We start from the raw sequence: 23,500 nt of genomic DNA on the forward strand, positions 1-23,500 counted from the left end.
TCCCTCAGGCCTTGTCTTCACCGATCAGGAGCTTGGTCTCCGACAGGTACATGTGGGGCGGCACTTCGAGGTTGTCCGGAGCCGGCTTGTTCTTGAAGACGCGGCCGGCCATGTCGAAGGTCGAGCCATGGCAGGGGCACAGGAAGCCGCCCTTCCAGTCGTCGGGCAACGAGGGCTGGGGGCCGGGCTGCAGCTTGTCGACCGGCGAACAGCCCAGATGGGTGCAGATGCCGACGGCGACCATGATCTCGGGCTTGATCGAGCGATGTTCGTTGCGCGCGTATTCGGGAGTCAGTTCCGAGGGCTTGCGCTCGGACTTCGGATCGGCCAGTTGCCCATCGAGGGAGGGCAGCTCGGCGACCTGCTCGGGCGAGCGCTTGATGATCCAGACCGGCTTGCCGCGCCACTCCACCGTGACCTTCTCGCCGGGCTGCAGCGCAGCGATGTCCACCTCCACCGCCGCGCCCGCCGCCTTGGCCTTTTCGGAGGGCTGGAAGGTGCTCACGAAAGGCACGGCCGTGGCCACGCCGCCCACCGCACCAGCGCAGGCCGACGTGATGATCCACGTGCGCTTGCTGGGATCGATTGGAGTATCACTCATGGGGATCCTCGAGGTAGATCGCTATTGTTCGGGAGTCAACGGCAAATTGTAGCGGGGCGAGTGGGGTTATTCCCACCGTGCTTACCCGCTGCCAATGGCATGGGCCAGGCGACGGTTCGTCACTTCGCAGTCCACCGGCCCGGAAGTCCTGGCACGCCCAATCATGCAGAAATTGCGCGAATCCGCATCAAGGGAAACCTGCTTGACTTGTGGCTGCCGGTGTCGTCATGGGCGGTTCAGGGCAGCAATTTCCATGCCGCCTGGCGTCCACTCAGCGTGCCAGCTGCCGCGCCATCCTCACGGCAGCAATCAGGCTGCTGGCATCGGCCAGCCCCTGCCCGGCAATGTCGAAGGCCGTGCCATGGTCGGGGCTGGTGCGCACCAGTGGCAGGCCCAGCGTCACATTGACGCCCTGCTCCACGCCGAGGTACTTCACAGGAATCAGCCCCTGGTCGTGGTACATCGCCAGCACCACGTCGAACTCGCCGGGGTGGCCCGGCGCATTGCGTGCGCGCATGAATACGGTGTCGGGAGCGAAAGGCCCGTGCACGTCCATGCCCTGCGCGCGCGCCGCGACAATGGCGGGCGCGATGTGCTCGATCTCCTCGCGCCCGAACAGCCCGCCCTCGCCCGCATGCGGATTGAGGCCGGCCACGGCAATGCGCGGCGCGCGCCCCAGCGTGCGGCCCAGCGCCTCGTGGGTGATGCGCAGCGTCTCGAGCACCTGCGGCGCGGTCACGGCCTCGAGCGCGGCGCGCAGCGCCATGTGGATGCTCACCAGCACCGTGCGCAGTTCGTCGTTGGCCAGCATCATGCGCACCGGCATATCGGCCAGCGCCACGCCCGCATGGGCCGCGGCCGCGGCCTGCAGCAGTTCGGTGTGGCCAGGAAAATCGATGCCGGCCAGCGACAGCGCCTCCTTGTGCAGCGGCGCCGTGACCAGCGCCGCGATCCGCCCCTGCAGCGCCGCCGTGGCCGCCCACTCGACGCAGCGCGCGGCGGCTTCGCCCGCTTCGCGCGAAATGGCACCCCAGGGCGCGGGCCCGGGCAGGCCCGGCAGCGCCAGCAGCGGCAGGCAGTGCTTGGGAACGGACCAGGCTTCGTCGGGGCCGTCGATCACCGCGATCGGCAGCGAGCTGTCCCCCGCGCGCTGCACCGCATCCGCCGCGCGTCGCATGGTCTGCAGCTCGCCCACGGCAAAGCAGCCGCGCAGCGCTTCAGGCGCATCGCGGAAGGCCTTGGCGATGGTTTCGGGGCCTATGCCGGCGCAATCGCCCTGGGTGATGGCGATGGCGCGGGCCGAGGATTCAGACGGGGACATTGATCAAGCCGGGTTATCTATCTCTACAAACACATGGTCGAGGCCATGCGCGGCCGCGACATGCGCCGCGACTGCGGGCGCGCCATAGCGTTCGGTCGCATGGTGGCCGGCCGCAATGAAAGCGACGCCGGTCTCGCGCGACAGGTGCGCCTGGGGCTCGGAAATCTCACCGGTGAGGAACAGGTCGGCGCCCGCGGCAATGGCCGACTCGAAGAAGCCCTGTGCACCGCCCGTGCACCAGGCCAGCTGGCGGATCGGCCGGCCGTCGCCCGGCAGGCAGGTGGTGTCGCGGCCCAGCGTCTGCTGCACCTGGGAAGCAATGGCGCTGGCATCCGCCCCGGCTGCGGCCGCTGGCAGCGCCCCCAGCCAGCCCAGTTCCTGCTCGCCAAAGCGCCCCTGCGCCTCCCAGCCCAGGCGCAGGCCGAGCTGCGCGTTGTTGCCCAGCTCGGGGTGGCCGTCGAGCGGCAGGTGGTAGGCAAAGAGATTGATGTCATGCGCCAGCAGCAGGCGCAGGCGCTCCTTCATCCAGCCCGTGACGCGCCCGTCATGGCCGCGCCAGAAAAGGCCATGGTGCACGAAGACGGCATCGGCCTGCAGGTCGATGGCAGCCTCGATCAGCGCGCGGCTGGCGGTGACGCCGCTGACCAGGCGCTTGATGCGCGCCTTGCCTTCGACCTGCAGGCCGTTGGGCCCGTAGTCCTTGAAGCGTTGGGGCTGCAGCAGATCGTCGAGGCTGCCCAGCAGGTCTTGTCGCGAGAGGGTCATGGCGCGATTGTCGCATCCATGCCCTCGCGACTCAGGCTTTTTCGCCGCCGCGCAGCTGCCAGCCCCTGGAGGCCAGCGGCCAGAACGCCAGCGCCACGCCCAGCACGCCCATGGCTGCGACATAGTGCGCCGGGAACAGCTGGTCGTACTGCTGACCGACACTGATCAGCACCGGCGTGAGCCCGCCGAACACCGCATAGGCCATGTTGTAGGAGAACGACAGACCCGAGAAGCGCACCGCCGGCGGGAACGCGCGCACGCCGACGATCGGCAGCAGCGAGATCGAGCCGACGAAGAAGCCCACCAGCCCGTAGGTCCAGACCAGAGAGGTCGCCGTGCCCGGCAGACCCAGGTAGAACAGGTAGGCAGTCACGGCCATGCCGCCCCAGCCGACGATCATCACCGCCTTCGTGCCGAAGCGGTCCGTGGCCCAGCCCGTGAACAGGCAGCCGATGGTCAGCATCAGCGTCGCGGCGACGTTGGCCTGCAGCGACAGCGCCGGTGCGATCTGGAACACCTTCTGCAGATAGGCCGGCGTGAACAGGATCACCACGACGATCGCCGTCGACAGCACCCAGGTCATCAGCGCCACCAGCACGATGGCGGGGCGGTGCTCGCGCAGGATGGTCTTGAGCGGCAGCTCGCGGCCGATCTTCTTGCGCGCGGCCAGCTCCTGAAAGATCGGCGTTTCCTCGAGGAAACGGCGCAGGTAGACCGACACCATGCCGAACACGCCGCCCAGGATGAACGGAATGCGCCAGGCGTAGGCATTGATCTCGCTGGTGCTGAACCAGCTGTTGATGCCCACGGCGATCAGCGAGCCCAGCAGGATGCCGCCGGTGATGCCGGCCGTGAGCGTGCCCACGGCCAGGCCGTAGTGCTTCTGCGGCACGTGCTCGGCCACGAAGACCCAGGCCCCGGGCATTTCACCGCCGATGGCCGCGCCCTGCAGCACGCGCATCGCCAGCAGCAGCAGCGGCGCGGCGATGCCGATGGCCTCGTAGGTCGGCAGCAGGCCGATCACCAGCGTCGGCAGCGACATCAGGAAGATCGACAGCGTGAACATCTTCTTGCGGCCCAGGATGTCGCCGTAGTGCGCAATGATGATGCCGCCCAGCGGCCGCGCGAGGTAGCCCGCGGCAAAGATGCCCAGGGTCTGCAGCTGGCGCAGCCATTCGGGCATCTGCTCGGGAAAGAACAGGCGGCCCAGCACGTTGGCAAAGAAGATATAGACGACGAAATCGTAGAACTCGAGCGTGCCGCCGAGGGCCGACAGCCCCAGGGTCTTGTAGTCCTTCTTCGTCAACGGTCGGGGCGGCGCACCGTCTGGCAGGGCCTTGCCGGTGGAGTAATCAATCGTGGTCATGGCATTCGCAGAAAATGGGTCAACAACAAGACAGCGCAGCTGCCGCGCACCGGATAGGTGCCCGGCAACCGGTTCTTCCAATGCCTGGATGAGGAAAGAATGGCTGGCGCCCCGCAGCGATGGAGCGGGACGCCAGTGAACGCAGCCTGGCGCAGTCGGCACGATTCTAGGGTTTCCCCTTAACCTGCATGCGCTACCCCGGTACTAGCGCGTCAGACCATGCCGCTTGTGTCGGTGCGGGCATGCAGCACAATGGGAGCTTGTTCGACCCTAGCTGATGGATTTCATGAAGCGCTCCTGGCTTTTGTTTTCCCAGGCCGTGACCGTGATGGTTGCCGCCTATTTCGTTGTCGCGACGCTGCAGCCGGACTGGCTGCGCGGCTACACGACCCGCTCCAGCGCCGGCGTGGCGCTGGTCGAGGCTCCGGCCCTGCCCGCGGGCACGACCGCGCCCGGCAGCTTCAGCGCTGCCGCGCGCAAGGCCGCGCCGGCGGTGGTGAGCATCAACACCAGCAAGGCCGTGCGCCACCCGCGCAGCAACGACCCCTGGTTCCAGTTCTTCTTTGGCGACCAGGGCCCGCAGGAGCAGACCGGCCTGGGCAGCGGCGTCATCATCAGCCCTGACGGCTACATCCTGACCAACAACCATGTGGTCGAAGGCGCGGACGACATCGAGGTCACGCTCACCGACAGCCGCCAGGCCAAGGCCAGCGTCATCGGCACCGATCCCGAAACCGATCTCGCCATCCTGAAGATCGCGCTCGACAAGCTGCCGGTGATCGTGCTGGGCAATTCCGACCAGTTGGCCGTCGGCGACCAGGTGCTGGCCATCGGCAACCCCTTTGGCGTGGGCCAGACCGTGACCAGCGGCATCGTCAGCGCGCTGGGCCGCAGCCAGCTGGGCATCAACACCTTCGAGAACTTCATCCAGACCGATGCCGCGATCAACCCCGGCAATTCGGGCGGCGCGCTGGTCGACGTGAACGGCAACCTGCTGGGCATCAACACCGCGATCTACTCGCGCTCCGGCGGCAGCATGGGCATCGGCTTTGCCATTCCGGTGTCGACCGCCAAGCTGGTGCTCGACAGCATCGTCAAGGAAGGCCACGTGACGCGCGGCTGGATCGGCGTCGAGCCCAACGAACTGTCGCCCGAGCTGGCCGAGACCTTCGGCGTCAAGCCCGGCGCGGGCGTGATCGTCACCGGCGTGCTGCAGGCCGGCCCCGCGGCCCAGGCCGGCATGCGCCCGGGCGACGTGATCCTGCAGGTGCAGGGCAAGGCGGTGCGCACCGTCTCCGAGCTGCTCACCACCGTCGCCGGCCTGACGCCCGGCACCGCCGCCGACTTCCAGCTGCGCCGCGGCGATGGCGAAGTCACGATCCAGGTCACACCGACTGCGCGCCCGAACCAGGTGCAGCGCGGCCAGCGCCGGTAAGCCAATTCACGGCAAAGAAAAAGCGGCCCGCGGGCCGCTTTTTCATGCGCTGTGCAGAAGCTACTTCTCCACCGGGGTCGATGGCTGCTCCTCGTCACTTTCAGGCGAGCGCGAAACCCGGCTGAACCAGCCCGCGCCCAGAATGCCGACCTCGTAGAGGATGCACATGGGAATGGCCAGCGCCAGCTGGGAAATCACATCCGGCGGCGTGACCACGGCGGCGATCACGAACGACAGCACGACGAAGTAGCCGCGGAACGACTTGAGCTTCTCGATCTCGACCAGATTGAAGCGCACCAGCAGCATCACCACGATCGGCACCTGGAAGGCCAGGCCGAAGGCCAGGTACAGCGACAGGATGGCTTCGACATAGGAGGCGATGTCCGGGGTCGCGGCCACGCTGTCGGGCGTGAATCCCTGGATGAAGGCAAACATCTTGTCGAGCACGAAGAACTGCACGAAGGCGATGCCGACATAGGCCAGCAGGCTGCCGAACAGGATCAGCGGCAGCGCGAAGCGCTTCTCGTGGCTGTAGAGGCCGGGCGACACGAAGGCCCACATCTGGTACATGATCCAGGGCAGCGTGGCCAGCACGCCGACCATGCCCAGCACCTTGATCGGCACGAAGAAGGGCGTGAACACGCCGACCGCGATCAGCTTGGCGTCGGGCGGCATGTGCGCCTTGATCGGGTGTGAGATGAAGTCGATCAGCCCGTTCGGGCCGGGCCACAACGCCAGGAGGGCCACCGCGAGCGCGATGCCGTAGATGCAATAGAGCAGGCGGTTGCGCAGCTCCAGCAGGTGCTGCACGAAGGGCTGCTCGGTGCCGGCCAGCTCGTCTTCTTTGGGAGGAATGTCTGCCATGGTGGAATCGGGCGCTCAGGCCCTGACACATTTCTGAAAGGCCAATGAAAAAGCGCGCAGCGCAATGCCTGCGCCGCGCCCGCCCCGGAACTGCCGCGCGGCAGCCGGCTCAGCGGAACTTCTGCGGACGAAAGCGCGCCACGCGCGCCGCACCCGATTGTGCCTTGTTGCGCACTCCCGTGCGCGCCTTGTACCACTGTGGCACGGCGGCGCGCTTGAGCCGCCAGTTCTTGCGCGGATGGGTGTAGGCCGGCACCACGCCGCGTCCCGGGTCCTCGTACGAAGACGTGTGGCTGCCCGAGGCGCTGTCCAGCGCTTCGCTGGTGCTGGCATTCCAGTCTCTTTCGAAGTCGGCGGCACTGGTATGGATGGTCTGCTCGACATCGCGCGCCGCCCCTTCCACCGTTTCCTTCATCTTCTTGAGCTCATCGAGCTCCATCGAGCGGTTGACCTCGGCTTTCACATCGGCGACATAGCGCTGGGCTTTGCCCAGCAAGGTCCCCACGGTACGCGCCACGCGCGGCAGCTTCTCTGGCCCGATGACAATCAATGCCACCGCGCCGATCAGCGCCATCTTGGACAGGCCAATATCGATCATGCAGGCAGTGCCTCAGCGCCTCAGCTCTTTTGCTTGGCTTCCACGTCGATCGTGGCCTTGTCGGCTGCGGTCTGGTTGGCAACCTGGCTGGGAGCCGGCACGCTGCCCGGCGCTGCCGTCGTGTCGCTGCCCCCGTCCTTGACGCCGTCCTTGAAGCCCTTCACCGCGCCGCCCAGGTCGGAGCCGAGGTTCTTGAGCTTCTTGGTGCCGAACACCATGACGACGATGAGCAGCACGATCAGCCAGTGCCAGATGGAAAACGAACCCATGGATATCTCCTAACGAATTGCGGACATTTTAGACGGCGCGCGTGAAGCAATGATGAATCGCCCTTTTGGCCACACAGCCGTCATCAACCTTTCAACCAGGGGCGCGGGCCACCCATGACATGCATGTGAAGGTGATGTATTTCCTGCCCGCCCTCGTTGCCGGTGTTGATCACCACGCGGAAGCCGCCTTCGGGATAGGGATTGCAGCCCTGCTCCTGGGCCAGCCGCGGCGCCAGCGTCAGCATGTGGCCGAGCACGCCCGCATCCCCGGGCTGGACCTGGGCCATCGACGCGATGTGCTTCTTGGGCAGCATCAGGAAGTGGATCGGGGCGCCCGGATGGATGTCGTGGAAGGCGAAGACCTGATCGTCCTCGTACACCTTGCGCGAGGGAATCTGGCCGGCGATGATCTTGCAGAAGAGGCAGTCGGGATCGTGCATTTCGATGGGAGCGTTTGTGATGGATGGGCGATCAGGGCCGCTCTGGCAGGCCGCTCGGGCAGGGCCGCCTAGGCCTCGACCGGCTGGCCCTTGTTCATCGCCACCATGCCGCGCACGATGCGATACAGGAACCAGATGGAGATGATGACCCAGGCGATCCAGCCGGGGAAGAAGAACAGCAGCCACAGCGGCGCGGTGACCAGGTACAGGACACCGGCCCAGACCACGCTGCGGATGCGCCAGGCGAAATGGCTGGCGTGCCAGGTGCCGGCGGCATCGCTGCGCTTGACCAGGTCGATGATCAATGCAATGACCAGCAGCACGATGCTGGGCTGGGCGGCGGGCACGACGGCGGCCACGGCAACCACCAGGTGCAGCACGTAGCTGAGCCAGCCCCAGGCCTTGAGGCCGTCGCTGTGCAAGGGGTCTGCGGCGCGGGCTTCGACGATGTCTTCACGCATGATGCTATTCCTCCTTCAATGGCGCGCTGCTAGGCTTTGCGCCGGGCTTTTTCCTCGAGGCCGCTGGTGCCCTCGCGGCGCTCGAGCTCGGCAACGACCTGCGCGGGATCGAGCCCGTAATGCGACAGGGCAATCATCGTATGAAACCACAGGTCGGCGATCTCGTACAGCAGCTTGCTCGGATCGCTGCCATGGTCCACATCCTTGGCTGCCATCACGACTTCGCAGGCTTCCTCGCCGATCTTCTTCAGGAAGGCATCCGGGCCCTTGTGCAGCAGCTTGGCGACATAGCTTTTCTCGGGGTCGCCGCCATTGGCGGCCTTGCGGCTTTCAATCACCGCGGCCAGCCGCGCCAGCGCGCCTTCGCTGGAAAGATTCTGGGGAGCAGTCATCGCAGAGTTCATCGGTAAATGCTTTCAGGGTCCTTGAGCACCGGCTCCACCGGGGTCCAGGCGCCGTCCTTGAGCACGCTGTAGAAGCAGCTGTGGCGGCCGGTATGGCAGGCAATGCCGGGCTCGTGGCCCAGCTGGGTGATCTTCAGCAGCACTACGTCGTTGTCGCAGTCCAGGCGCATCTCATGCACCTGCTGCACATGGCCCGATTCCTCGCCCTTGAACCACAGGCGGTTGCGGGAGCGGCTGAAATACACCGCGCGCCCCAGCTCGGCCGTCTTGGCCAGCGCCTCGCGGTTCATCCAGGCGAACATCAGCACGTCGCCCGAGGCGTGCTCCTGCGCAATGACGGGCACCAGGCCCTGCGCATCCCATTTCACTTGATCCAACCAGTTCATGCTTGCATTGTCGGTTATTTGCCGTTCAAAGACGGACAGGGATGCCTCTGTCGGCCATGCGCTGCTTGGCCTGGCCCACCGTGTACTCGCCATAGTGGAAGATGCTGGCCGCCAGCACCGCATCGGCGCCGCCCTGCTGCACGCCATCGGCCAGGTGGTCGAGGTTGCCCACGCCGCCCGAGGCGATGACCGGCACGCCGACCGCGTCGCTGACGGCACGCGTGAGTTCGAGGTCGAAGCCCGACTTGGTGCCATCGCGGTCCATGCTGGTCAGCAGGATCTCGCCCGCGCCGCGGCGTGCCATCTCGCTGGCCCATTGCACCGCGTCCAGGCCGGTGTTCTTGCGTCCGCCATGGCTGTAGACGTCCCAGCCCGGCCCCAGGGGCAGGCCATTGGCGCCGATGCGCTGCGCGTCCTCAAGCGTGCGGCGCTTGGCGTCGATGGCGACCACGATGCACTGCGCGCCGTACTTCTGCGAGGCGGCGTTGATCACATCGGGGTTGGCCAGCGCCGCCGAGTTGAAGCTGGTCTTGTCGGCGCCCGCGTTGAGCAGGCGGCGCACGTCCTCGACGGTGCGCACGCCGCCGCCCACGGTGAGCGGAATGAACACCTGGCTGGCCACGGCCTCGATGATGTGCAGGATCAGGTCACGCTCGTCGCTGGTGGCGGTGATGTCGAGGAAAGTGAGTTCGTCCGCGCCCTGGCCGTTGTAGCGGGCCGCGATCTCCACCGGATCGCCGGCGTCGCGCAGTTCGAGGAAATTGACGCCCTTGACGACGCGGCCGCCGGTGACGTCGAGGCAGGGAATGATGCGTTTGGCAAGCATGGCGCGGGAATCTCTGAAAAATGGAAAAGGTCTAGGCGCGGGCGATGCGGCGGGCTTCGCCATCCTGCCAGCGCCAGACATCGGCACACATGCGGTCGAGATCGAGCTCGGCGCGCCAGCCCAGCAGGCGTTCGGCCAGCGCCGGGTCGGCCCAGTACTGCGCCAGGTCGCCGGCGCGGCGCTCGACCACTTCATAGGGGATGGGGCGGCCGCTGGCGCGCGCGAAACCGGCGATCAGCTGCAGCACCGAGGCCGGGCGGCCCGAGCCCAGGTTCACCGTCAGCAGGCCGGGGTGCTGGCGCAGGTAGTTGAGCGCAGCGAGGTGCCCCTTGGCCAGGTCGGTGACGTGGATGTAGTCGCGCACGCCGGTGCCGTCCACTGTCGGGTAATCGTTGCCGAACACGCGCAACTGGTCGCGCAGGCCCGTCGCCACCTGGGCCACGAAGGGCATCAGGTTGTTGGGCACGTCCTGCGGGTCCTCGCCGATCAGGCCGCTTTCATGTGCGCCTACCGGGTTGAAGTAGCGCAGCCGCGCCAGGCGCCAGGCGCGCGGCTCGGAGGCGTCGAGGTCGGCCAGGATCTGCTCGATCATGAGCTTGGTCTGGCCATAGGGATTGCTCGGCGCCAGCGCGAAGTCCTCGGCGATCGGCATGACGGCCGATTCCGCATAGACCGTGGCCGAGGAGGAAAACACCAGCGTGCGCACGTCGGCCTGCTGCATGGCCTGCAGCAGCGCCAGCGTGCCGGCGACATTGTTGTCGTAGTAGGCCAGTGGCTTGGCGACCGATTCGCCCACGGCCTTGGAGGCGGCGAAATGGATCACCGCATCGATGGGGTACTTGGCGAAAAGCCGCGCCAGCAGCGCAGCGTCGCGCACGTCGCCTTCCTCGCACAGCGGCGCCTGGCCGGTGATGCGCTCCAGGCGCTCGAGCACGCTGCGCTGGCTGTTGCTGAAATTGTCCAGGATCACAAAGGCTTCGCCGGCCGCGGCCAGCTCCACACAGGTATGCGAGCCGATGAAGCCGGCTCCGCCTGTCACAAGAATCACGTCGTTTCCTTCGGGGTCTGCGCCATGCGCGGCAGATGCTGGAGCCGCTGCGCCGCCTGCCAACGGCCCTGCGGTGCCAGCACTACGGGCGCATCGATGGCCGCGGCTTCCACGCACAGCATATGCCGGTATCCATCGGCAGGCATGTCGGCCAAGCGCGCGCATAACGCCGGACCGGGGTTCCAGACCACGGTATCGGCCCAGGCCGGGTCCTGCGTGATGCGCAGCCGCGCGCCGCCAGCGGCGTGCAGCTCCATCGCCTGCGCGGGCCGCGGATAGACCCGGTCCAGCTCGGCGCCGAACGCCAGCGCGCCCTGCTGCTGCGGATGGGTGTCTTCGACCGCATCCCAATAGCGCAGCCCGTCAAAGCCCTGCAGCGTGGTCTCGGTGACCTCATCGACGCGCAGGTAGCTGTGCAGCGCGGCCGTGAAGGCCAGCGGCGCGTTGCCGGTGTTGTGCACCGCCAGCTCCACCGTCAGCGCACCGGGCTGCAGGAGCAACCGCAGCTCGGCGGCAAAGGCATGCGGCCAGACGGCGCGTGTGGCTTCGCTGTCATGCAGGCGCAGCGCGAGGCGCAGGCCATCACCATCCACAGATGCATCGTCCGCATCCGCCTGCCAGGCCAGCGTGCGCGCAAAGCCATGCTTGACCAGGGGGCCGCGCTGGTTGAACTGGGGAAAGCACAGCGGAATGCCGCCGCGTATCGGCGTGCTGCCGTCATGGGCCGCGCGCGGGCTCAGGAACAGCTGCTCCTTGCCGCCGGCGACCCAGGAAAGGACCTGTGCGCCCTGCAGCGCCACCAGCGCGCTGTCGCCATGGGGCAGCGCCAGCGCGATGGCGGGCAAACCCTGCCATTCGGCGGCTGTGGCCTTGAAGCCCGGCTCAAGCACCGGCGAGCTCATCTGCGCGGGCTTGAGCCGCTGCGAAGTCGAGATTGCCCGAATAGATCGCGCGGCCGCAGATCACGCCCTGCACGCCTTCGCTCTCCACGGCGCACAGCTGCTCGATATCGCTCATGCCGGCCAGGCCGCCCGAGGCGATGACCGGGATCGACAGCGACTGCGCCAGCTTCACCGTGGCATCGATGTTGATGCCCGAGAGCATGCCGTCGCGGCCGATGTCGGTGTAGATGATGGACTCCACGCCCCAGTCCTCGAAGCGCTTGCCCACGCTCAGCACGTCCTGGCCCGTGAGCTTGCTCCAGCCGTCGATGGCGACCTTGCCGTCCTTGGCGTCGAGGCCGACGATGATGTGGCCGGCAAAGGCCGTGCAGGCATCCTGCAGGAAGCCCGGATTCTTCACCGCCGCCGTGCCGATGATCACGTAGCGCATGCCGGCGTCGATGTAGCGCTCGATGGTGTCGAGGTCGCGGATGCCGCCGCCCAGCTGCACCGGGATCTCGCTGCCGACTTCCGCCAGGATCGACTTGATGGCGGCGTTGTTCTTGGGCGCGCCCGCGAACGCGCCGTTCAGGTCGACCAGATGCAGGCGGCGGGCGCCGGCGTCAAGCCACTTGCGGGCCATGGCTCCGGGGTCTTCGCCAAAGGTGGTCGATTGGTCCATGTCGCCCTGCTTGAGGCGAACGCAGTGGCCGTCCTTGAGGTCGATGGCGGGAATGAGCAGCATGATGATTGAGAGCAAAGGTGCCGGCGGCGCCGGCGGGGAACAGGAAATCAGGGATTCCAGTACAGGAAATTGCGGAACAGGGCCAGGCCCTGGTCGGCGCTTTTCTCCGGGTGGAACTGGGTGGCGAAAATATTATCGCGCGCGATGGCGGCGGCAAAGCGCCCGCCGAAATCGGTTTCGCCCGCGCAATGCGCCGCGTCCTGCGGCCGGGCGTAGAAGCTGTGCACGAAATAGAAGAAGCTGCCGTCCGGCACTCCTTGCCAGATCGGGTGCGGCTGGCCGCCCTGCAGGCATTGATGCACGCTGTTCCATCCCATCTGCGGCACCTTGAAGCGGCTGCCGTCGGCCTGGGTGCGGCCTTCGAGCTGGAACTTGCGCACGTCGCCGTGGATCAGGCCCAGGCCCGGCGTGTCGCCCTCCTCGCTGTGGTCCAGCAGCATCTGCATGCCAACGCACACGCCGAACAGCGGCTTGCTGCGCGCGGCTTCGAGCACCGGCTCGAGCAGGCCCGAGTCGCGCAGCTCGCGCATGCAGTCGGGGATGGCGCCCTGGCCGGGCAGCACCACGCGGTCCGCGGCGCGCACGACTTCGGGGTCGGCGGTCACCACGACCTGCCAGCCCGTGCCCTGCGCGGCGGCTTTCACCGCCTGCGAGACCGAGCGCAGATTGCCCATGCCGTAGTCGACCACGGCAACGGAGTTTTGTGGCATGTTCACAGCGAGCCCTTGGTGGAAGGAATGGTAGTGGCCGCGCGCGGATCGATCTCCAGCGCCGCACGCAGCGCGCGCGCAAAGGCCTTGAACACCGATTCGCACTGGTGGTGGGCATTGAAGCCCTTGAGGTTGTCGATGTGCAGCGTCATGCCGGCATGGTTGACGAAGCCCTGGAAGAACTCGTAGACCAGCTGCGTGTCGAGCTGGCCGATGCGCCCGGCCGTGAACTTCACGTCCATGTGCAGGCCCGGGCGGCCCGAGAAATCGATGACCACGCGCGACAGCGCCTCGTCGAGCGGCACGTAGGCGTGGCCATAGCGGCGCAGGCCCTTCTTGTCGCCGACGGCGCGCGCGAAGGCCTGGCCCAGCGTGATGCCGATGTCCTCCACCGTGTGGTGGCCGTCGATGTGCAGGTCGCCCTCGCACTGCACTTCCATGTCGATCAGGCCGTGGCGCGCGATCTGCTCGAGCATGTGGTCCAGAAAGCCGATGCCGCTGCTGAGCTGGTTCTGGCCCGTGCCGTCGAGATCGATGCGCACGCTGATGCGCGTTTCAGCCGTGTTGCGGGTGACTTCGGCCGTGCGCGGCGCGCCGGCGGTGGAGGGAATGAGGGCGGAGGAGGTCATATCGAAGCTTCCAGAGCGGCAAGCATAAGAGCATTGTCGGCCGTGCTGCCCACGGTCAGGCGCAAACATTGGGCCAGCAGCGGGTGCAGCGCCGCGACATTCTTCACCAGCACGCCGCGCGCCTTCATGGCCGCATGCGCGGCGGCGCTGTCGCTCACGCGGATCAGCACCATGTTGGCCTCGCTGTCCCACACCTTGAGCACGCCGGGCATGCGGCGCAGCGCGGCGACCAGCTCGCCGCGCGCGGCCACGAGCTCGGCGGCCTGAGCGGCAAACACCTCGGCATGCTCGAGCGCGAACAGCGCGGCCTCGCAGTTGAGCACGCTGACGTTGTAGGGCGGGCGCACCTTGTCGATTTCCTGCACCAGCGCGGACGGGCCTATCAGGTAGCCCAGGCGCACGCCGGCCAGGCCGAACTTGCTGAGCGTGCGCATCAGCAGCACATGCGCGTTGCGCTCGGGCTCGGCATGCATGCGCGCGATCCAGCTGCGGCTGGCAAAGGGCTGGTAGGCCTCGTCCATGACGACGATGCCGCCCTGCGCGCCGGCCGCGTCGATCACGCGCTGCACCACGGCTTCGTCCCAGAGCGTGGCGGTGGGGTTGTTCGGATAGGCCAGGTAGGTGATGGCCGGGCGGTGCTCGGCGATGGCCGCGAGCATCGCCGCCTCGTCCAGCGCGAAATCCGCGTCCAGCGAGACATTGACGAAGTCCAGGCCCTGCAGCTGCGCGCTCATCGGGTACATAACGAAGCCCGGCATCGGCGCCAGCAGCTTCGCGCGCCGGCCCTCGCCGGCCTGGGCGCAGGCCAGGGCCAGCAGCGAGATGAGTTCATCCGAGCCATTGCCCAGCACGATGGCCGAGCCCGCGGGTGCGCCCGCGTAGTCCATCAGCGCGCGCTTGAGGTCCTCGAGGCGCTCGCCCGGATAGCGGTTCAGCGCCAGCGCCCCGAGGCGTGCGCCCAGGGCGGCCTGCAGGTGCGCAGGCAGCTCGAAGGGATTTTCCATCGCGTCCATCTTCAGCATGCCGCCCGCGGGCTGCACCACATAGGCGTGCATGGCGCGCACGTCGGGGCGGATGCGCTGCAGCGCGCGCGAAAGATTCTCGGGTTCTGTCATGGAATTTCAGTCCTCTGCCCCGGCAGCGCCCAGGGGCTGTTGGCCGGGATGAATGATCTGCACGCCGCCGAACTGCGCGCCGTGCGGCAGCTGCAGCGACAGCAGGGTCTCGCAGCCGCTGTGCTGGGCCGCGGCCAGCGCCAGGCAGTCGCCCCAGGCCAGCTGGTGGCGCGCCTCGACGGCCCAGGCGGTCTCGAGCGTCGCGGCATCGATCTGCCACGGCGTCCAGGTGTTGTAGCGGCGGATGGCGGCGCGCGCGTCGCCCTGGGGCATGGGGCGCGGCTTCGCGTTGGTCACGGTTTCATAGAACTCGGCCAGCCCCTGCGAACTGACGCGCCCCAGGCGCTCGCGCCACAGGCGGTCGAGCCAGCCCAGCACCGCGGGCTGCGCCGGATCGGAGGCATCTTCGGCACAGACCAGTACCGAGGTATCGACGAATACCGGCTGGCGCAATGGGTTGGATCGGCTCATGCGCTCTCCCCGGCTCCGGTGCGTGACAGGCATACGCTGCGTGTGGCCGATGGCTGTTCGCCATCCGCCTGCCAGGTGCGTTCGTCGGTGCGCCATGCGAGGTAGGCGCGCTCGTAGGCATCCTCGCGGCGCTGCATCTCCGCCAGGAAATCGCCGACCATGCGCGACACGCTGGTGCCGCGCCGCGCGGCTTCGATACGGGCCCATTCGAGCACGTTGTCGTCCACGGTGATGGTCACGTTTTTCATGGGACGGATTTTACACGGGATTCGTGTGACACGAAGTTCGTGTGGCACGCATCCAGTGTCTCGAAGTACCAGTACTGCACCTGAAACGCCCTTCGACAAGCTCAGGGCGAACGGCATTTACCAAACTCAGGCGTAACTACAAACCGTTCGTCCTGAGCCCGTCGAAGGATGAACGGCCTGTGGTCAAGTCCAGGGCAAACAGGTAGTTCGGCTTAACCCTTCAGCCGCATCTCCGCCGCCCTTGCATGCCCCTGCAACCCTTCCCCATGCGCCAGCACCGAAGCAATGCGCCCCAGCGTCTGCGCCCCGGCCTCACTGACTTCAATCAGGCTCGAGCGCTTCTGGAAGTCATAGACGCCCAAAGGCGAGGAAAAGCGCGCCGTGCCGCTCGTCGGCAGCACATGGTTCGGGCCGGCGCAGTAGTCGCCCAGCGATTCGCTGGTGTAGGCGCCCAGGAAGATCGCGCCGGCATGGCGCAGCAGCGGCTCCCAGCGGTGCGGGTCCTGGCTCGAGACCTCCAGGTGCTCGGGCGCGATGCGGTTGCTGATCGCGCAGGCTTCTTCCATGTCGCGCGTCAGGATCAGCGCGCCGCGGTCGTTGAGGCTCTTCGCGATGATCTCCGCGCGCGGCATCTCGGGCAGCAGGCGATCGATGGCCTCCTGCACCGCATCGAGATAGGCGGCATCGGGGCACAGCAGAATGCTTTGCGCCAGCTCGTCGTGCTCGGCCTGGCTGAACAGGTCCATGGCCACCCAGTCGGCGGGCGTGCTGCCATCGGCCAGCACCAGGATTTCCGAGGGCCCGGCAATCATGTCGATGCCGACGGTGCCGAACACGCGCTTCTTGGCGCTGGCCACATAGGCATTGCCCGGGCCGGTGATCTTGTCGACCTTGGGTACGGTCTGCGTGCCGTAGGCCAGCGCCGCCACGGCCTGCGCCCCGCCGATGGTGAAGGCGCGGTGCACGCCGGCCACGTGCGCCGCGGCCAGCACCAGCGCGTTCTTCGCGCCCTGGGGCGTGGGCACGACCATGATGATCTCGCCGACGCCCGCGACATGCGCGGGGATGGCATTCATCAGCACGCTCGAGGGATAGGCGGCCTTGCCGCCGGGCACGTAGATGCCCACGCGGTCCAGCGGCGTCACTTTCTGGCCCAGCAGCGTGCCGTCCTCATCGCGGTAGCTCCAGCTCTCGCCACTGGCCTGCTTTTGCGCCCCGTGGTAGCGGCGCACGCGCGCAGCAGCCGCCTGCAGCGCGTCGCGCTGGATGCCGGGCAGGCCGTCGAATGCGGCCTTGAGCTCGGCGGCCGTGAGTTCCAGCGCCGGCATCCCGGTGGCGCTCAGGCCATCGAAGCGCTGCGTGTATTCCAGCACCGCGGCATCGCCGCGCTTTTGCACATCGGCCAGGATATCGGCCACGCGTTGCTCGATGGCCGCGTCGGTGTCGGCCGACCAGTGCAGCCGGGCCTGGAAGGCGGTTTCGAAATCGGCGCTGTCGGTGCGCAGGCGAAGGGGCTTGGCGTTCATCATTTCAGCTTCCATGGTTCAGGCCCGGGCCTGCGTGGCGCGCGCGAACACGTCGATCAGGCGGCGCATCGGCGCCTGCTTGAGCTTGAGCGCGGCCTGGTTGACGACCAGGTGCGAGCTGATGTCCATGATGCGCTCGACCTCGACCAGGTGGTTGGCCTTGAGCGTGTTGCCCGTCGACACCAGATCGACGATGGCATCGGCCAGCCCGGTCAGCGGCGCCAGCTCCATGCTGCCGTAGAGCTTGATCATGTCGACGTGGACGCCCTTGCTGGCGAAGAACTCGCGCGCGATGGCCGTGTACTTGGTCGCCACCTTCAGGCGCTTGCCCTGCTTCACGGCCTGTTCGTAGTCGAAGTCGGCGCGCACCGCCACGCTCACGCGGCATTCGGCGATGCGCAGGTCCAGCGGCTGGTACAGGCCTTCGGCGCCATGCTCGATCAGCGTGTCCTTGCCGGTCACGCCGAGATCCGCGCCGCCATACTGCACATAGGTCGGCACGTCGGTGGCGCGCACCAGCACCACGCGCAGGTCGGGCTGGTTGGTGGTCAGGATCAGCTTGCGCGATTTCTCCGGGTCTTCCAGCACCTCGATGCCGGCGGCGGCCAGCAGCGGCAGGGTCTCTTCAAAAATGCGGCCTTTGGACAGGGCAAGGGTAATCATCAGACTCTTTCAATATCGGCGCCGATCGCGCGCAGCTTGGCTTCCATGCAGTCGTAGCCGCGGTCGAGGTGATAGATGCGGTCGACCACGGTCTCGCCGCTGGCCACCAGCCCGGCAATGACCAGGCTGGCCGAGGCGCGCAGGTCGGTGGCCATCACCGTGGCGCCCGACAGGCGCTCGACGCCCTCGACGCGCGCCACCTTGCCGTCGATCTGGATCTTCGCGCCCAGGCGCACCAGTTCGTTGACATGCATGAAGCGGTTCTCGAAGATGGTTTCGGTCACCGACACCGCGCCTTGGGAAATGACGTTCAGCGCCATGAACTGGGCCTGCATGTCGGTCGGGAAACCCGGGTACTCGGTGGTGCGGAAGCTCTGCCCCTTGAGGCGGCCCGCGGACTTCACACGCACGCCGCCTTCGAGCGCCTCGATCTGCACGCCGGCGTCGCGCAGCTTGTCGAGCACGGCGCCCAGGTGGTCGGCGCGCGCGTGGCGCAACACCACGTCGCCGCCAGTGGCCGCCACGGCGCACAGGAAGGTGCCGGCCTCGATGCGGTCGGCCACCACCTGATGATCGCAGCCGTGCAGGCGCTCCACGCCCTGGATGGTGATGCGGCTGGTGCCGTGGCCCTGGATGCGCGCGCCCATCGCTATCAGCATCTCCGCCAGATCGACGATCTCGGGCTCCATGGCCGCGTTCTCCAGCACCGTCTCGCCCTCGGCCAGCGCCGCCGCCATCAGGAAGTTCTCGGTGCCGGTCACGGTGACCATGTCGGTGGTGATGCGCGCGCCTTGCAGGCGCGTGCGGCCCTCGGGCAGCCGGGCGATCATGTAGCCGTGCTCGACGACGATCTGCGCGCCCATCGCCTGCAGGCCCTTGATGTGCTGCTCGACGGGGCGCGAGCCGATGGCGCAGCCGCCGGGCAGCGATACCGTGGCCTTGCCGAAGCGCGCCAGCAGCGGGCCCAGCGCCAGCACCGAGGCGCGCATGGTCTTGACCAGCTCATAGGGGGCTTCGGGGTTGGACAGGCGGCCCGCGTCGATGCGCACCGAGCCGTCGGCCGCATGCTCGGCCTCGACGCCCATGTTGCGGATCAGCTTGAGCATCGTCGCCACGTCCTGCAGCCGCGGCACGTTGCGCAGCACCACCGGCTCGGCCGTGAGCAGCGCCGCGCACAGATCGGGCAGGGCGGCGTTCTTGGCGCCGGAAATCGCGACCTCGCCGTGCAGCGGATGACCGCCGCGAATCAAGAGTTTGTCCATGGCTCGTAGGCCCAGTAAAGGTTGAAACCGCCTGGAACGCAGGCGCGAAGAAAGACGGCGCCGCTCAGGCCTTGCGGGCCCATTCGGCCGGGCTGAAGGTTTTCATCGACAGGGCATGGACCTCGTCGGTCTGGATCTTGTTGCCCAGGGTGGCATACACCATGCGCTGGCGCTGCAGCGGGCGCTGGCCCTCGAATTGCGTGGAGACGATGGTCGCGAACCAGTGGCGGCCGTCCCCTTCGAGTTCCAGGTATTCGCAGGGCAGGCCCGCGCTGATGATGGCTTTGAGTTGGTCGGCAGTCATGTCGGGCTGGGCGCAGCGCCGCAGGCGCGGCCTGCGCCGGAAAAAGGGTTGCAAACAAAGGGTGCCATGCGGATCAGTGGCGGATCTTGTAGCCGGTGCGCAGCAGGTGCACGGCCAGCGCGCTCACGGCAAGCCAGGCGCCGCCGACGATCGCCAGGCTGGTCCAGGGCGAGACATCGCTCTGGCCGAAGAAGCCGTAGCGGAAGCCGTCGATCATGTAGAAGAACGGGTTCAGGTGGCTCACGGTCTGCCAGAACGGCGGCAGCGAACCGATGGAATAGAACACGCCCGACAGGAAGGTCATGGGCATGATCAGGAAGTTCTGGAACGCCGCCATCTGGTCGAACTTGTCGGCCCAGAGCCCGGCAATGACGCCCAGCGTGCCCAGCAGCGCCGCGCCCAGCAGCACGAAGGTCACGATCCACAGCGGCGCGGCAAACTCGGGCACGGCGAAGAACAGCGTGACGATGAACACGCCCAGGCCGACCAGCAGCCCGCGCAGCACCGAGGAGCCGACATAGGCCGCGAACCAGGCCCAGTGCGACAGCGGGGTGAGCAGGATGAACACCATCGAGCCCATGATCTTGCTCTGCACGATGCTCGAGGAGCTGTTGGCGAAGGCATTCTGCAGCACGCTCATCATCACCAGCCCGGGAATCAGGAACGCGGTGTAGCTGATGCGGTCATAGACCAGGACATGGTCCTCCAGCACATGGCCGAAGACCAGCAGGTAGAGCACCGAGGTCAGCACCGGCGCGGCCACGGTCTGGAAGCTCACCTTCCAGAAGCGCAGCACTTCCTTGTAGAACAGGGTCTGCCAGCCTCTCATGCGACGCTCCCGTGTGCAGTGCGGGCCTCGCCCATGATGTTGAGGAACACATCCTCCAGGTCGGCGCGGCGGATCTCCATGTCCTCGATGGCCACACCGGCCTCGCGCAGCGCCGACAGGTAGCCCTCGATGTCGCCGGCGTCATGCGCCGGGATCTGCACGATGCGCCCGGTCACGCGCGCCAGCACGCGCAGGTGCTCGGGCAGCGGGTGGTTGGTCTTGAACTGCAGCACGTTGGCCGAGGCCGACTTGAGCAGCTCGGACATGCTGGACAGCCGCACGATCTCGCCCTTCTTGAGCATGGCGACGCGGCTGCACAGCGCCTCGGCCTCTTCCAGGTAATGGGTGGTCAGCAGCACCGTGTGGCCCTGCTTGTTGAGCTTGGCGATGAAATGCCACAGCGTCTGGCGCAGCTCCACATCCACGCCGGCCGTGGGTTCGTCGAGCACGATGATCGGCGGCTTGTGCACCAGCGCCTGCGCCACCAGCACGCGGCGCTTCATGCCGCCCGAGAGCTGGCGCATGTTGGCGTCGGCCTTGTCGCTCAGCCCCAGGCTGTGCAGCAGCTCGTCGATCCAGGCATCGTTGTGGCGCACGCCGAAGTAGCCGGACTGGAAGCGCAGCGCCTCGCGCACGTTGAAGAACGGGTCGAAGACCAGCTCCTGCGGCACGATGCCCAGCTTGCGCCGCGCCTGGGCATAGTCGGCCTGGACGTCGCTGCCGTGCACCAGCACGCGGCCGCCATCGGCGCGCGCCAGGCCCGCCAGGATGCTGATCAGCGTGGTCTTGCCGGCGCCGTTGGGCCCGAGCAGGCCGAAGAACTCGCCCTCCTCGATGTCCAGGTTGACGTCATTGAGGGCCCGGAACACGCCCTTGGGCGTGCGGTAGGTCTTGGAGATGGATTGGAATGAGACAGCGGGCATGGGAGCTTGGCATTTTAAGCCCGGGCCCGCATTGTCCGCTGCGGGCACCCGCGAAAGCCGCGCACGGCGGCTGTTTCAATGCGCCGGCGTGCCGGCTTCAGGCTCGAGCAGTGCGCGCACGCCATACAGCGCGGCCAGGGACTGCAGCCCCGCGGGCAGCCCCGTCACCGCGAACGTCTTGCCCGCGGCCAGCGCCGCGCGCCGGCCGCCCAGCAGCACGGCCAGCGCCGAGGAATCGAAGCTTTGCAGCGCCGATGCATCGACATCGACGCGCGGCTGGTCCGCGGCGCCGATGCCGGCGTTCAGCGCCTGCGCGCAGGCCCGCGCCTGCGCATGGGTCAGCTCGGCAGGCAGTTGCAGGCGTGCAGCCTCCATGATGCCTTAGCCCTTGTTGCGCGAAGCCAGGGCCTGGATCAGGCCGTCGATGCCGCGCGCATTGACTTCCTGCGCGAACTGGCTGCGGTAGGTTTCCACCAGCCACACGCCCAGCACGTTCAGGTTGTAGATGCGCCAGGACCCATCCGCGCTCTGCTCGAGGCGGTAGTCGAGCTGGATCGGGTCGCCCTTGCCGCGCACTTCGGTGCGCACCAGCACGTCCTTGTCGCCGGCAGCGGCGCGCATCGGCTTCACGACCACGGTCTGGTCATTGACCTGGGCCACCGCGCCCGCGTAGGTGCGGATCAGCAGCGCCTTGAATTCGTCCTGCAGGCGCTGGCGCTGCTCGGGGGTCGCCTGGCGCCACTTCGGGCCCACGGCGGCGGCCGTCATGCGCTGGAAGTTCACGTGCGGCATGACCATCTTGTCGACCAGGGCGCCGATGCGCGAGACGTCGCCGGACTTCAGCGACGGGTCGTTGCGGATCGTCTCCAGCACCTCGGCCGAAACGCGCCTGACCAGGGCATCGGGCGTTTCCTGGGCGAACGCCGTGGTCGGCAAAGTGGCAGAAAGGGCCAGCCAGGCGGCAGCGGTGGCTGTCCAGGTACGTCGATTCATCATCTTGTTTTCCTTTTCCGAAGCGATGGTCATGGGACCTCGTCAGGTTCGATTGTGCTTGAGCGCACCTCCTGGAAGATGGCGCGCATGTCAAGGATTGCAAGCAGATGCAAGAAATTCACTCTTCGGGCGGCAGCATGCCGGCATCGGCATCGAAATCGGCGAAATCGTCGGCTTCCAGATCCCCGTTGCCCTGGGCCCGCTGGTCGCGGCGCTGCAGGTAGACGTCGCGCGTCAGGCTGTACTTGTCGAGCGCGACGGCATCGAGCATCTCGCCGGCCTGCAGCAGGCGCGCGCGCCGGTCCACCAGGCCCAGGACCGACAGGCTGTTGCGCGCAGCCACGTCATTGCTGTAGCTCAACGGATTGCCCTTGAAGTCCACCGGCAGGGCCGCGGTGTCGCGCACCGTCGAAGGGCCCAGCACCGGCAGCACCAGGTAGGGCCCGGTAGGCACGCCCCAGCGGCCCAGCGTCAGGCCGAAATCCTGTGGGCGGCGCTCGACACCCATCTCGCCGGCGATGTCCAGCAGCCCGCCGATGCCCAGGAACGTGTTGACGCTGAAGCGCACGATGCTGTTGTAGGCGCCCTCGCCCCGGCCCTGGGCCAGGTTGTTGATGAACGACCAGGCATCGCCCAGGTTGGAAAAGAAGTTGCCCACGCCCTCGCGTGCCAGCGCCGGCGTGACGTCGCGGTACACCGTGGCCACGGGCTTGATCACCGCGTCGTCGAGCACGGTGTTGAAGCTGTAGATGCTGCGGTTGAAGGGCTCGAACGGGTCGGCGGGGTTGGGCGTGGACGCCGTGGCCGTGTCGCCCACGGCCTGCGGATCGGCCGTGGTGGCGCAGCCGGCCAAGGCCAGCGTCAGCACCAGTGCCACGGAAAGGGGGGCGCGGGATGTGCCTACGGGATTGCTTGAGTTCATTGTTTTTCCGGAGCGGGCGTGCTGGTGCCACCCTCTTCCGCCTTGTTGTAGAGGAACTGTCCGATGAGGTTTTCCAGCACCACGGCCGACTGGGTGGCGACGATGCGGTCGCCCGGCGCCAGCAGGGCTTCGTCGGCGCCGGCCTCGATGCCGATGTACTGGTCGCCCAGCAGTCCGGTGGTCAGGATCTTGAGCGAGCTGTCCTTGGGAAAGCGGTATTGCTCTTCGAGGTCCAGCTGGACGCTGGCCTGGAAGGTCTGGTCGTCGAAGGTGATCGACTGCACCCGGCCCACGACCACGCCGGCGCTGCGCACCGCGGACTTGGGCTTGAGGCCGCCGATGTTGTCGAAGCGCGCCGTCACCGAATAGGTCGGCTGGAAGCTCAGGCTCAGCAGGTTGGCCGACTGCAGCGCCAGGAACGCCAGCGCGGCCGCGCCCAGCAGTACGAACAAGCCCACCCACATGTCACTTTTAGATTGCTGCATGGTTTCTTCC

Annotated in this window: 31 protein-coding genes; 1 reads left to right on the forward strand and 30 read right to left on the reverse strand. The window is 67.2% G+C overall.

Features of this window, described 5'->3' with window-relative positions; translation table 11 throughout:
* Window positions 1–4: 4 nt before the first annotated feature.
* The 4 genes from petA to M9799_RS05425 form a co-directional block, all read right to left on the reverse strand.
* Window positions 5–601 carry a ubiquinol-cytochrome c reductase iron-sulfur subunit gene (petA, locus tag M9799_RS05410; RefSeq protein ID WP_231043461.1) on the reverse strand — a complete coding sequence of 199 codons (597 nt, stop codon included), beginning with the start codon at window positions 599–601 and terminating at the stop codon, window positions 5–7.
* A 271-nt stretch (window positions 602–872) separates the two neighbouring features.
* The gene (pdxA, locus tag M9799_RS05415; RefSeq protein ID WP_231043460.1) at window positions 873–1,922 is read right to left on the reverse strand and encodes a 4-hydroxythreonine-4-phosphate dehydrogenase PdxA; all 1,050 of its coding nucleotides are present in this window, start codon (window positions 1,920–1,922) and stop codon (window positions 873–875) included.
* Between the two features lie 3 nt (window positions 1,923–1,925).
* Entirely contained in the window at window positions 1,926–2,687 is a 762-nt protein-coding gene (locus tag M9799_RS05420) for a Nif3-like dinuclear metal center hexameric protein (RefSeq protein ID WP_231043459.1), read from the reverse strand.
* 31 nt (window positions 2,688–2,718) lie between these two features.
* On the reverse strand, window positions 2,719–4,053 hold the full coding sequence (locus M9799_RS05425; RefSeq protein ID WP_231043458.1) for an MFS transporter: 1,335 nt from the start codon (window positions 4,051–4,053) through the stop codon (window positions 2,719–2,721).
* Window positions 4,054–4,339: 286 nt separating this feature from the next.
* Here M9799_RS05425 and M9799_RS05430 point away from each other — a divergent pair, with 286 nt between their 5' ends.
* A complete protein-coding gene (locus M9799_RS05430) occupies window positions 4,340–5,488 on the forward strand; it encodes a Do family serine endopeptidase (protein WP_231043457.1) in 1,149 nt (382 codons plus the stop codon).
* Window positions 5,489–5,548: 60 nt separating this feature from the next.
* On the opposite strand, the gene tatC is transcribed toward M9799_RS05430, so the two are convergent.
* The 26 genes from tatC to mlaD form a co-directional block, all read right to left on the reverse strand.
* Window positions 5,549–6,352 carry a twin-arginine translocase subunit TatC gene (gene tatC / locus M9799_RS05435; RefSeq protein ID WP_231043456.1) on the reverse strand — a complete coding sequence of 268 codons (804 nt, stop codon included), beginning with the start codon at window positions 6,350–6,352 and terminating at the stop codon, window positions 5,549–5,551.
* Between the two features lie 109 nt (window positions 6,353–6,461).
* Window positions 6,462–6,950: a Sec-independent protein translocase protein TatB gene (gene tatB / locus M9799_RS05440; protein WP_231043455.1), complete on the reverse strand. Its 489-nt coding sequence runs from the start codon at window positions 6,948–6,950 to the stop codon at window positions 6,462–6,464.
* 20 nt (window positions 6,951–6,970) lie between these two features.
* Window positions 6,971–7,219 carry a Sec-independent protein translocase subunit TatA gene (gene tatA / locus M9799_RS05445; protein ID WP_231043454.1) on the reverse strand — a complete coding sequence of 83 codons (249 nt, stop codon included), beginning with the start codon at window positions 7,217–7,219 and terminating at the stop codon, window positions 6,971–6,973.
* 83 nt (window positions 7,220–7,302) lie between these two features.
* Window positions 7,303–7,659: a histidine triad nucleotide-binding protein gene (locus tag M9799_RS05450; RefSeq protein WP_231043453.1), complete on the reverse strand. Its 357-nt coding sequence runs from the start codon at window positions 7,657–7,659 to the stop codon at window positions 7,303–7,305.
* Between the two features lie 68 nt (window positions 7,660–7,727).
* The gene (locus M9799_RS05455) at window positions 7,728–8,120 is read right to left on the reverse strand and encodes a DUF4870 family protein (protein ID WP_231043452.1); all 393 of its coding nucleotides are present in this window, start codon (window positions 8,118–8,120) and stop codon (window positions 7,728–7,730) included.
* Between the two features lie 29 nt (window positions 8,121–8,149).
* Entirely contained in the window at window positions 8,150–8,524 is a 375-nt protein-coding gene (locus M9799_RS05460) for a phosphoribosyl-ATP diphosphatase (RefSeq protein WP_377007451.1), read from the reverse strand.
* Window positions 8,521–8,910, reverse strand: coding sequence for a phosphoribosyl-AMP cyclohydrolase (gene hisI, locus M9799_RS05465; RefSeq protein WP_231043450.1), 390 nt, complete (start codon window positions 8,908–8,910; stop codon window positions 8,521–8,523). Before hisI ends, M9799_RS05460 begins: the two co-directional genes overlap by 4 nt.
* Before the next feature lie 25 nt (window positions 8,911–8,935).
* Window positions 8,936–9,736 (reverse strand): imidazole glycerol phosphate synthase subunit HisF, encoded by an 801-nt coding sequence (hisF, locus tag M9799_RS05470; RefSeq protein WP_231043449.1) that lies wholly within the window; start codon window positions 9,734–9,736, stop codon window positions 8,936–8,938.
* Window positions 9,737–9,767: 31 nt separating this feature from the next.
* Complete coding sequence (gene galE, locus M9799_RS05475) at window positions 9,768–10,784, reverse strand: UDP-glucose 4-epimerase GalE (protein ID WP_231043448.1); 1,017 nt, start codon at window positions 10,782–10,784, stop codon at window positions 9,768–9,770.
* The gene (locus M9799_RS05480; protein ID WP_231043447.1) at window positions 10,781–11,686 is read right to left on the reverse strand and encodes a D-hexose-6-phosphate mutarotase; all 906 of its coding nucleotides are present in this window, start codon (window positions 11,684–11,686) and stop codon (window positions 10,781–10,783) included. Before M9799_RS05480 ends, galE begins: the two co-directional genes overlap by 4 nt.
* Window positions 11,667–12,410: a 1-(5-phosphoribosyl)-5-[(5-phosphoribosylamino)methylideneamino]imidazole-4-carboxamide isomerase gene (gene hisA, locus M9799_RS05485; RefSeq protein ID WP_231043446.1), complete on the reverse strand. Its 744-nt coding sequence runs from the start codon at window positions 12,408–12,410 to the stop codon at window positions 11,667–11,669. Before hisA ends, M9799_RS05480 begins: the two co-directional genes overlap by 20 nt.
* A 47-nt stretch (window positions 12,411–12,457) precedes the next feature.
* On the reverse strand, window positions 12,458–13,120 hold the full coding sequence (gene hisH / locus M9799_RS05490; protein ID WP_255662595.1) for an imidazole glycerol phosphate synthase subunit HisH: 663 nt from the start codon (window positions 13,118–13,120) through the stop codon (window positions 12,458–12,460).
* A 2-nt stretch (window positions 13,121–13,122) separates the two neighbouring features.
* Window positions 13,123–13,749 carry an imidazoleglycerol-phosphate dehydratase HisB gene (gene hisB / locus M9799_RS05495; protein WP_231043444.1) on the reverse strand — a complete coding sequence of 209 codons (627 nt, stop codon included), beginning with the start codon at window positions 13,747–13,749 and terminating at the stop codon, window positions 13,123–13,125.
* The gene (locus M9799_RS05500; protein ID WP_231043443.1) at window positions 13,746–14,864 is read right to left on the reverse strand and encodes a pyridoxal phosphate-dependent aminotransferase; all 1,119 of its coding nucleotides are present in this window, start codon (window positions 14,862–14,864) and stop codon (window positions 13,746–13,748) included. The genes hisB and M9799_RS05500 overlap by 4 nt, the downstream gene beginning before the upstream one ends.
* 6 nt (window positions 14,865–14,870) lie before the next feature.
* Window positions 14,871–15,335 (reverse strand): PIN domain-containing protein, encoded by a 465-nt coding sequence (locus M9799_RS05505; protein ID WP_231043442.1) that lies wholly within the window; start codon window positions 15,333–15,335, stop codon window positions 14,871–14,873.
* Window positions 15,332–15,583, reverse strand: a complete 252-nt coding sequence (locus M9799_RS05510; RefSeq protein WP_231043441.1) for a DUF6364 family protein — start codon at window positions 15,581–15,583, stop codon at window positions 15,332–15,334. Before M9799_RS05510 ends, M9799_RS05505 begins: the two co-directional genes overlap by 4 nt.
* 212 nt (window positions 15,584–15,795) lie before the next feature.
* Window positions 15,796–17,109 carry a histidinol dehydrogenase gene (gene hisD / locus M9799_RS05515; protein WP_377007456.1) on the reverse strand — a complete coding sequence of 438 codons (1,314 nt, stop codon included), beginning with the start codon at window positions 17,107–17,109 and terminating at the stop codon, window positions 15,796–15,798.
* Between the two features lie 18 nt (window positions 17,110–17,127).
* On the reverse strand, window positions 17,128–17,772 hold the full coding sequence (gene hisG / locus M9799_RS05520; RefSeq protein ID WP_231043439.1) for an ATP phosphoribosyltransferase: 645 nt from the start codon (window positions 17,770–17,772) through the stop codon (window positions 17,128–17,130).
* A complete protein-coding gene (murA, locus tag M9799_RS05525) occupies window positions 17,772–19,034 on the reverse strand; it encodes a UDP-N-acetylglucosamine 1-carboxyvinyltransferase (RefSeq protein ID WP_231043438.1) in 1,263 nt (420 codons plus the stop codon). Before murA ends, hisG begins: the two co-directional genes overlap by 1 nt.
* 64 nt (window positions 19,035–19,098) lie before the next feature.
* Complete coding sequence (locus M9799_RS05530; RefSeq protein ID WP_231043437.1) at window positions 19,099–19,338, reverse strand: BolA family protein; 240 nt, start codon at window positions 19,336–19,338, stop codon at window positions 19,099–19,101.
* 73 nt (window positions 19,339–19,411) lie between these two features.
* On the reverse strand, window positions 19,412–20,167 hold the full coding sequence (locus tag M9799_RS05535; RefSeq protein WP_231043436.1) for an ABC transporter permease: 756 nt from the start codon (window positions 20,165–20,167) through the stop codon (window positions 19,412–19,414).
* The gene (locus tag M9799_RS05540; RefSeq protein WP_231043435.1) at window positions 20,164–21,090 is read right to left on the reverse strand and encodes an ABC transporter ATP-binding protein; all 927 of its coding nucleotides are present in this window, start codon (window positions 21,088–21,090) and stop codon (window positions 20,164–20,166) included. Before M9799_RS05540 ends, M9799_RS05535 begins: the two co-directional genes overlap by 4 nt.
* 75 nt (window positions 21,091–21,165) lie before the next feature.
* Complete coding sequence (locus M9799_RS05545; RefSeq protein ID WP_231043434.1) at window positions 21,166–21,465, reverse strand: STAS domain-containing protein; 300 nt, start codon at window positions 21,463–21,465, stop codon at window positions 21,166–21,168.
* Window positions 21,466–21,471: 6 nt separating this feature from the next.
* Window positions 21,472–22,086 (reverse strand): MlaC/ttg2D family ABC transporter substrate-binding protein, encoded by a 615-nt coding sequence (locus tag M9799_RS05550; protein WP_231043433.1) that lies wholly within the window; start codon window positions 22,084–22,086, stop codon window positions 21,472–21,474.
* 115 nt (window positions 22,087–22,201) lie between these two features.
* A complete protein-coding gene (locus tag M9799_RS05555) occupies window positions 22,202–23,005 on the reverse strand; it encodes an MlaA family lipoprotein (RefSeq protein ID WP_231043432.1) in 804 nt (267 codons plus the stop codon).
* Window positions 23,002–23,490, reverse strand: coding sequence for an outer membrane lipid asymmetry maintenance protein MlaD (gene mlaD, locus M9799_RS05560; protein ID WP_231043431.1), 489 nt, complete (start codon window positions 23,488–23,490; stop codon window positions 23,002–23,004). The genes M9799_RS05555 and mlaD overlap by 4 nt, the downstream gene beginning before the upstream one ends.
* Between the last annotated feature and the right edge of the window lie 10 nt (window positions 23,491–23,500).

Origin of the sequence: Comamonas endophytica (genome assembly GCF_023634805.2) — a bacterium.
Lineage (GTDB): Bacteria > Pseudomonadota > Gammaproteobacteria > Burkholderiales > Burkholderiaceae_C > Comamonas > Comamonas endophytica.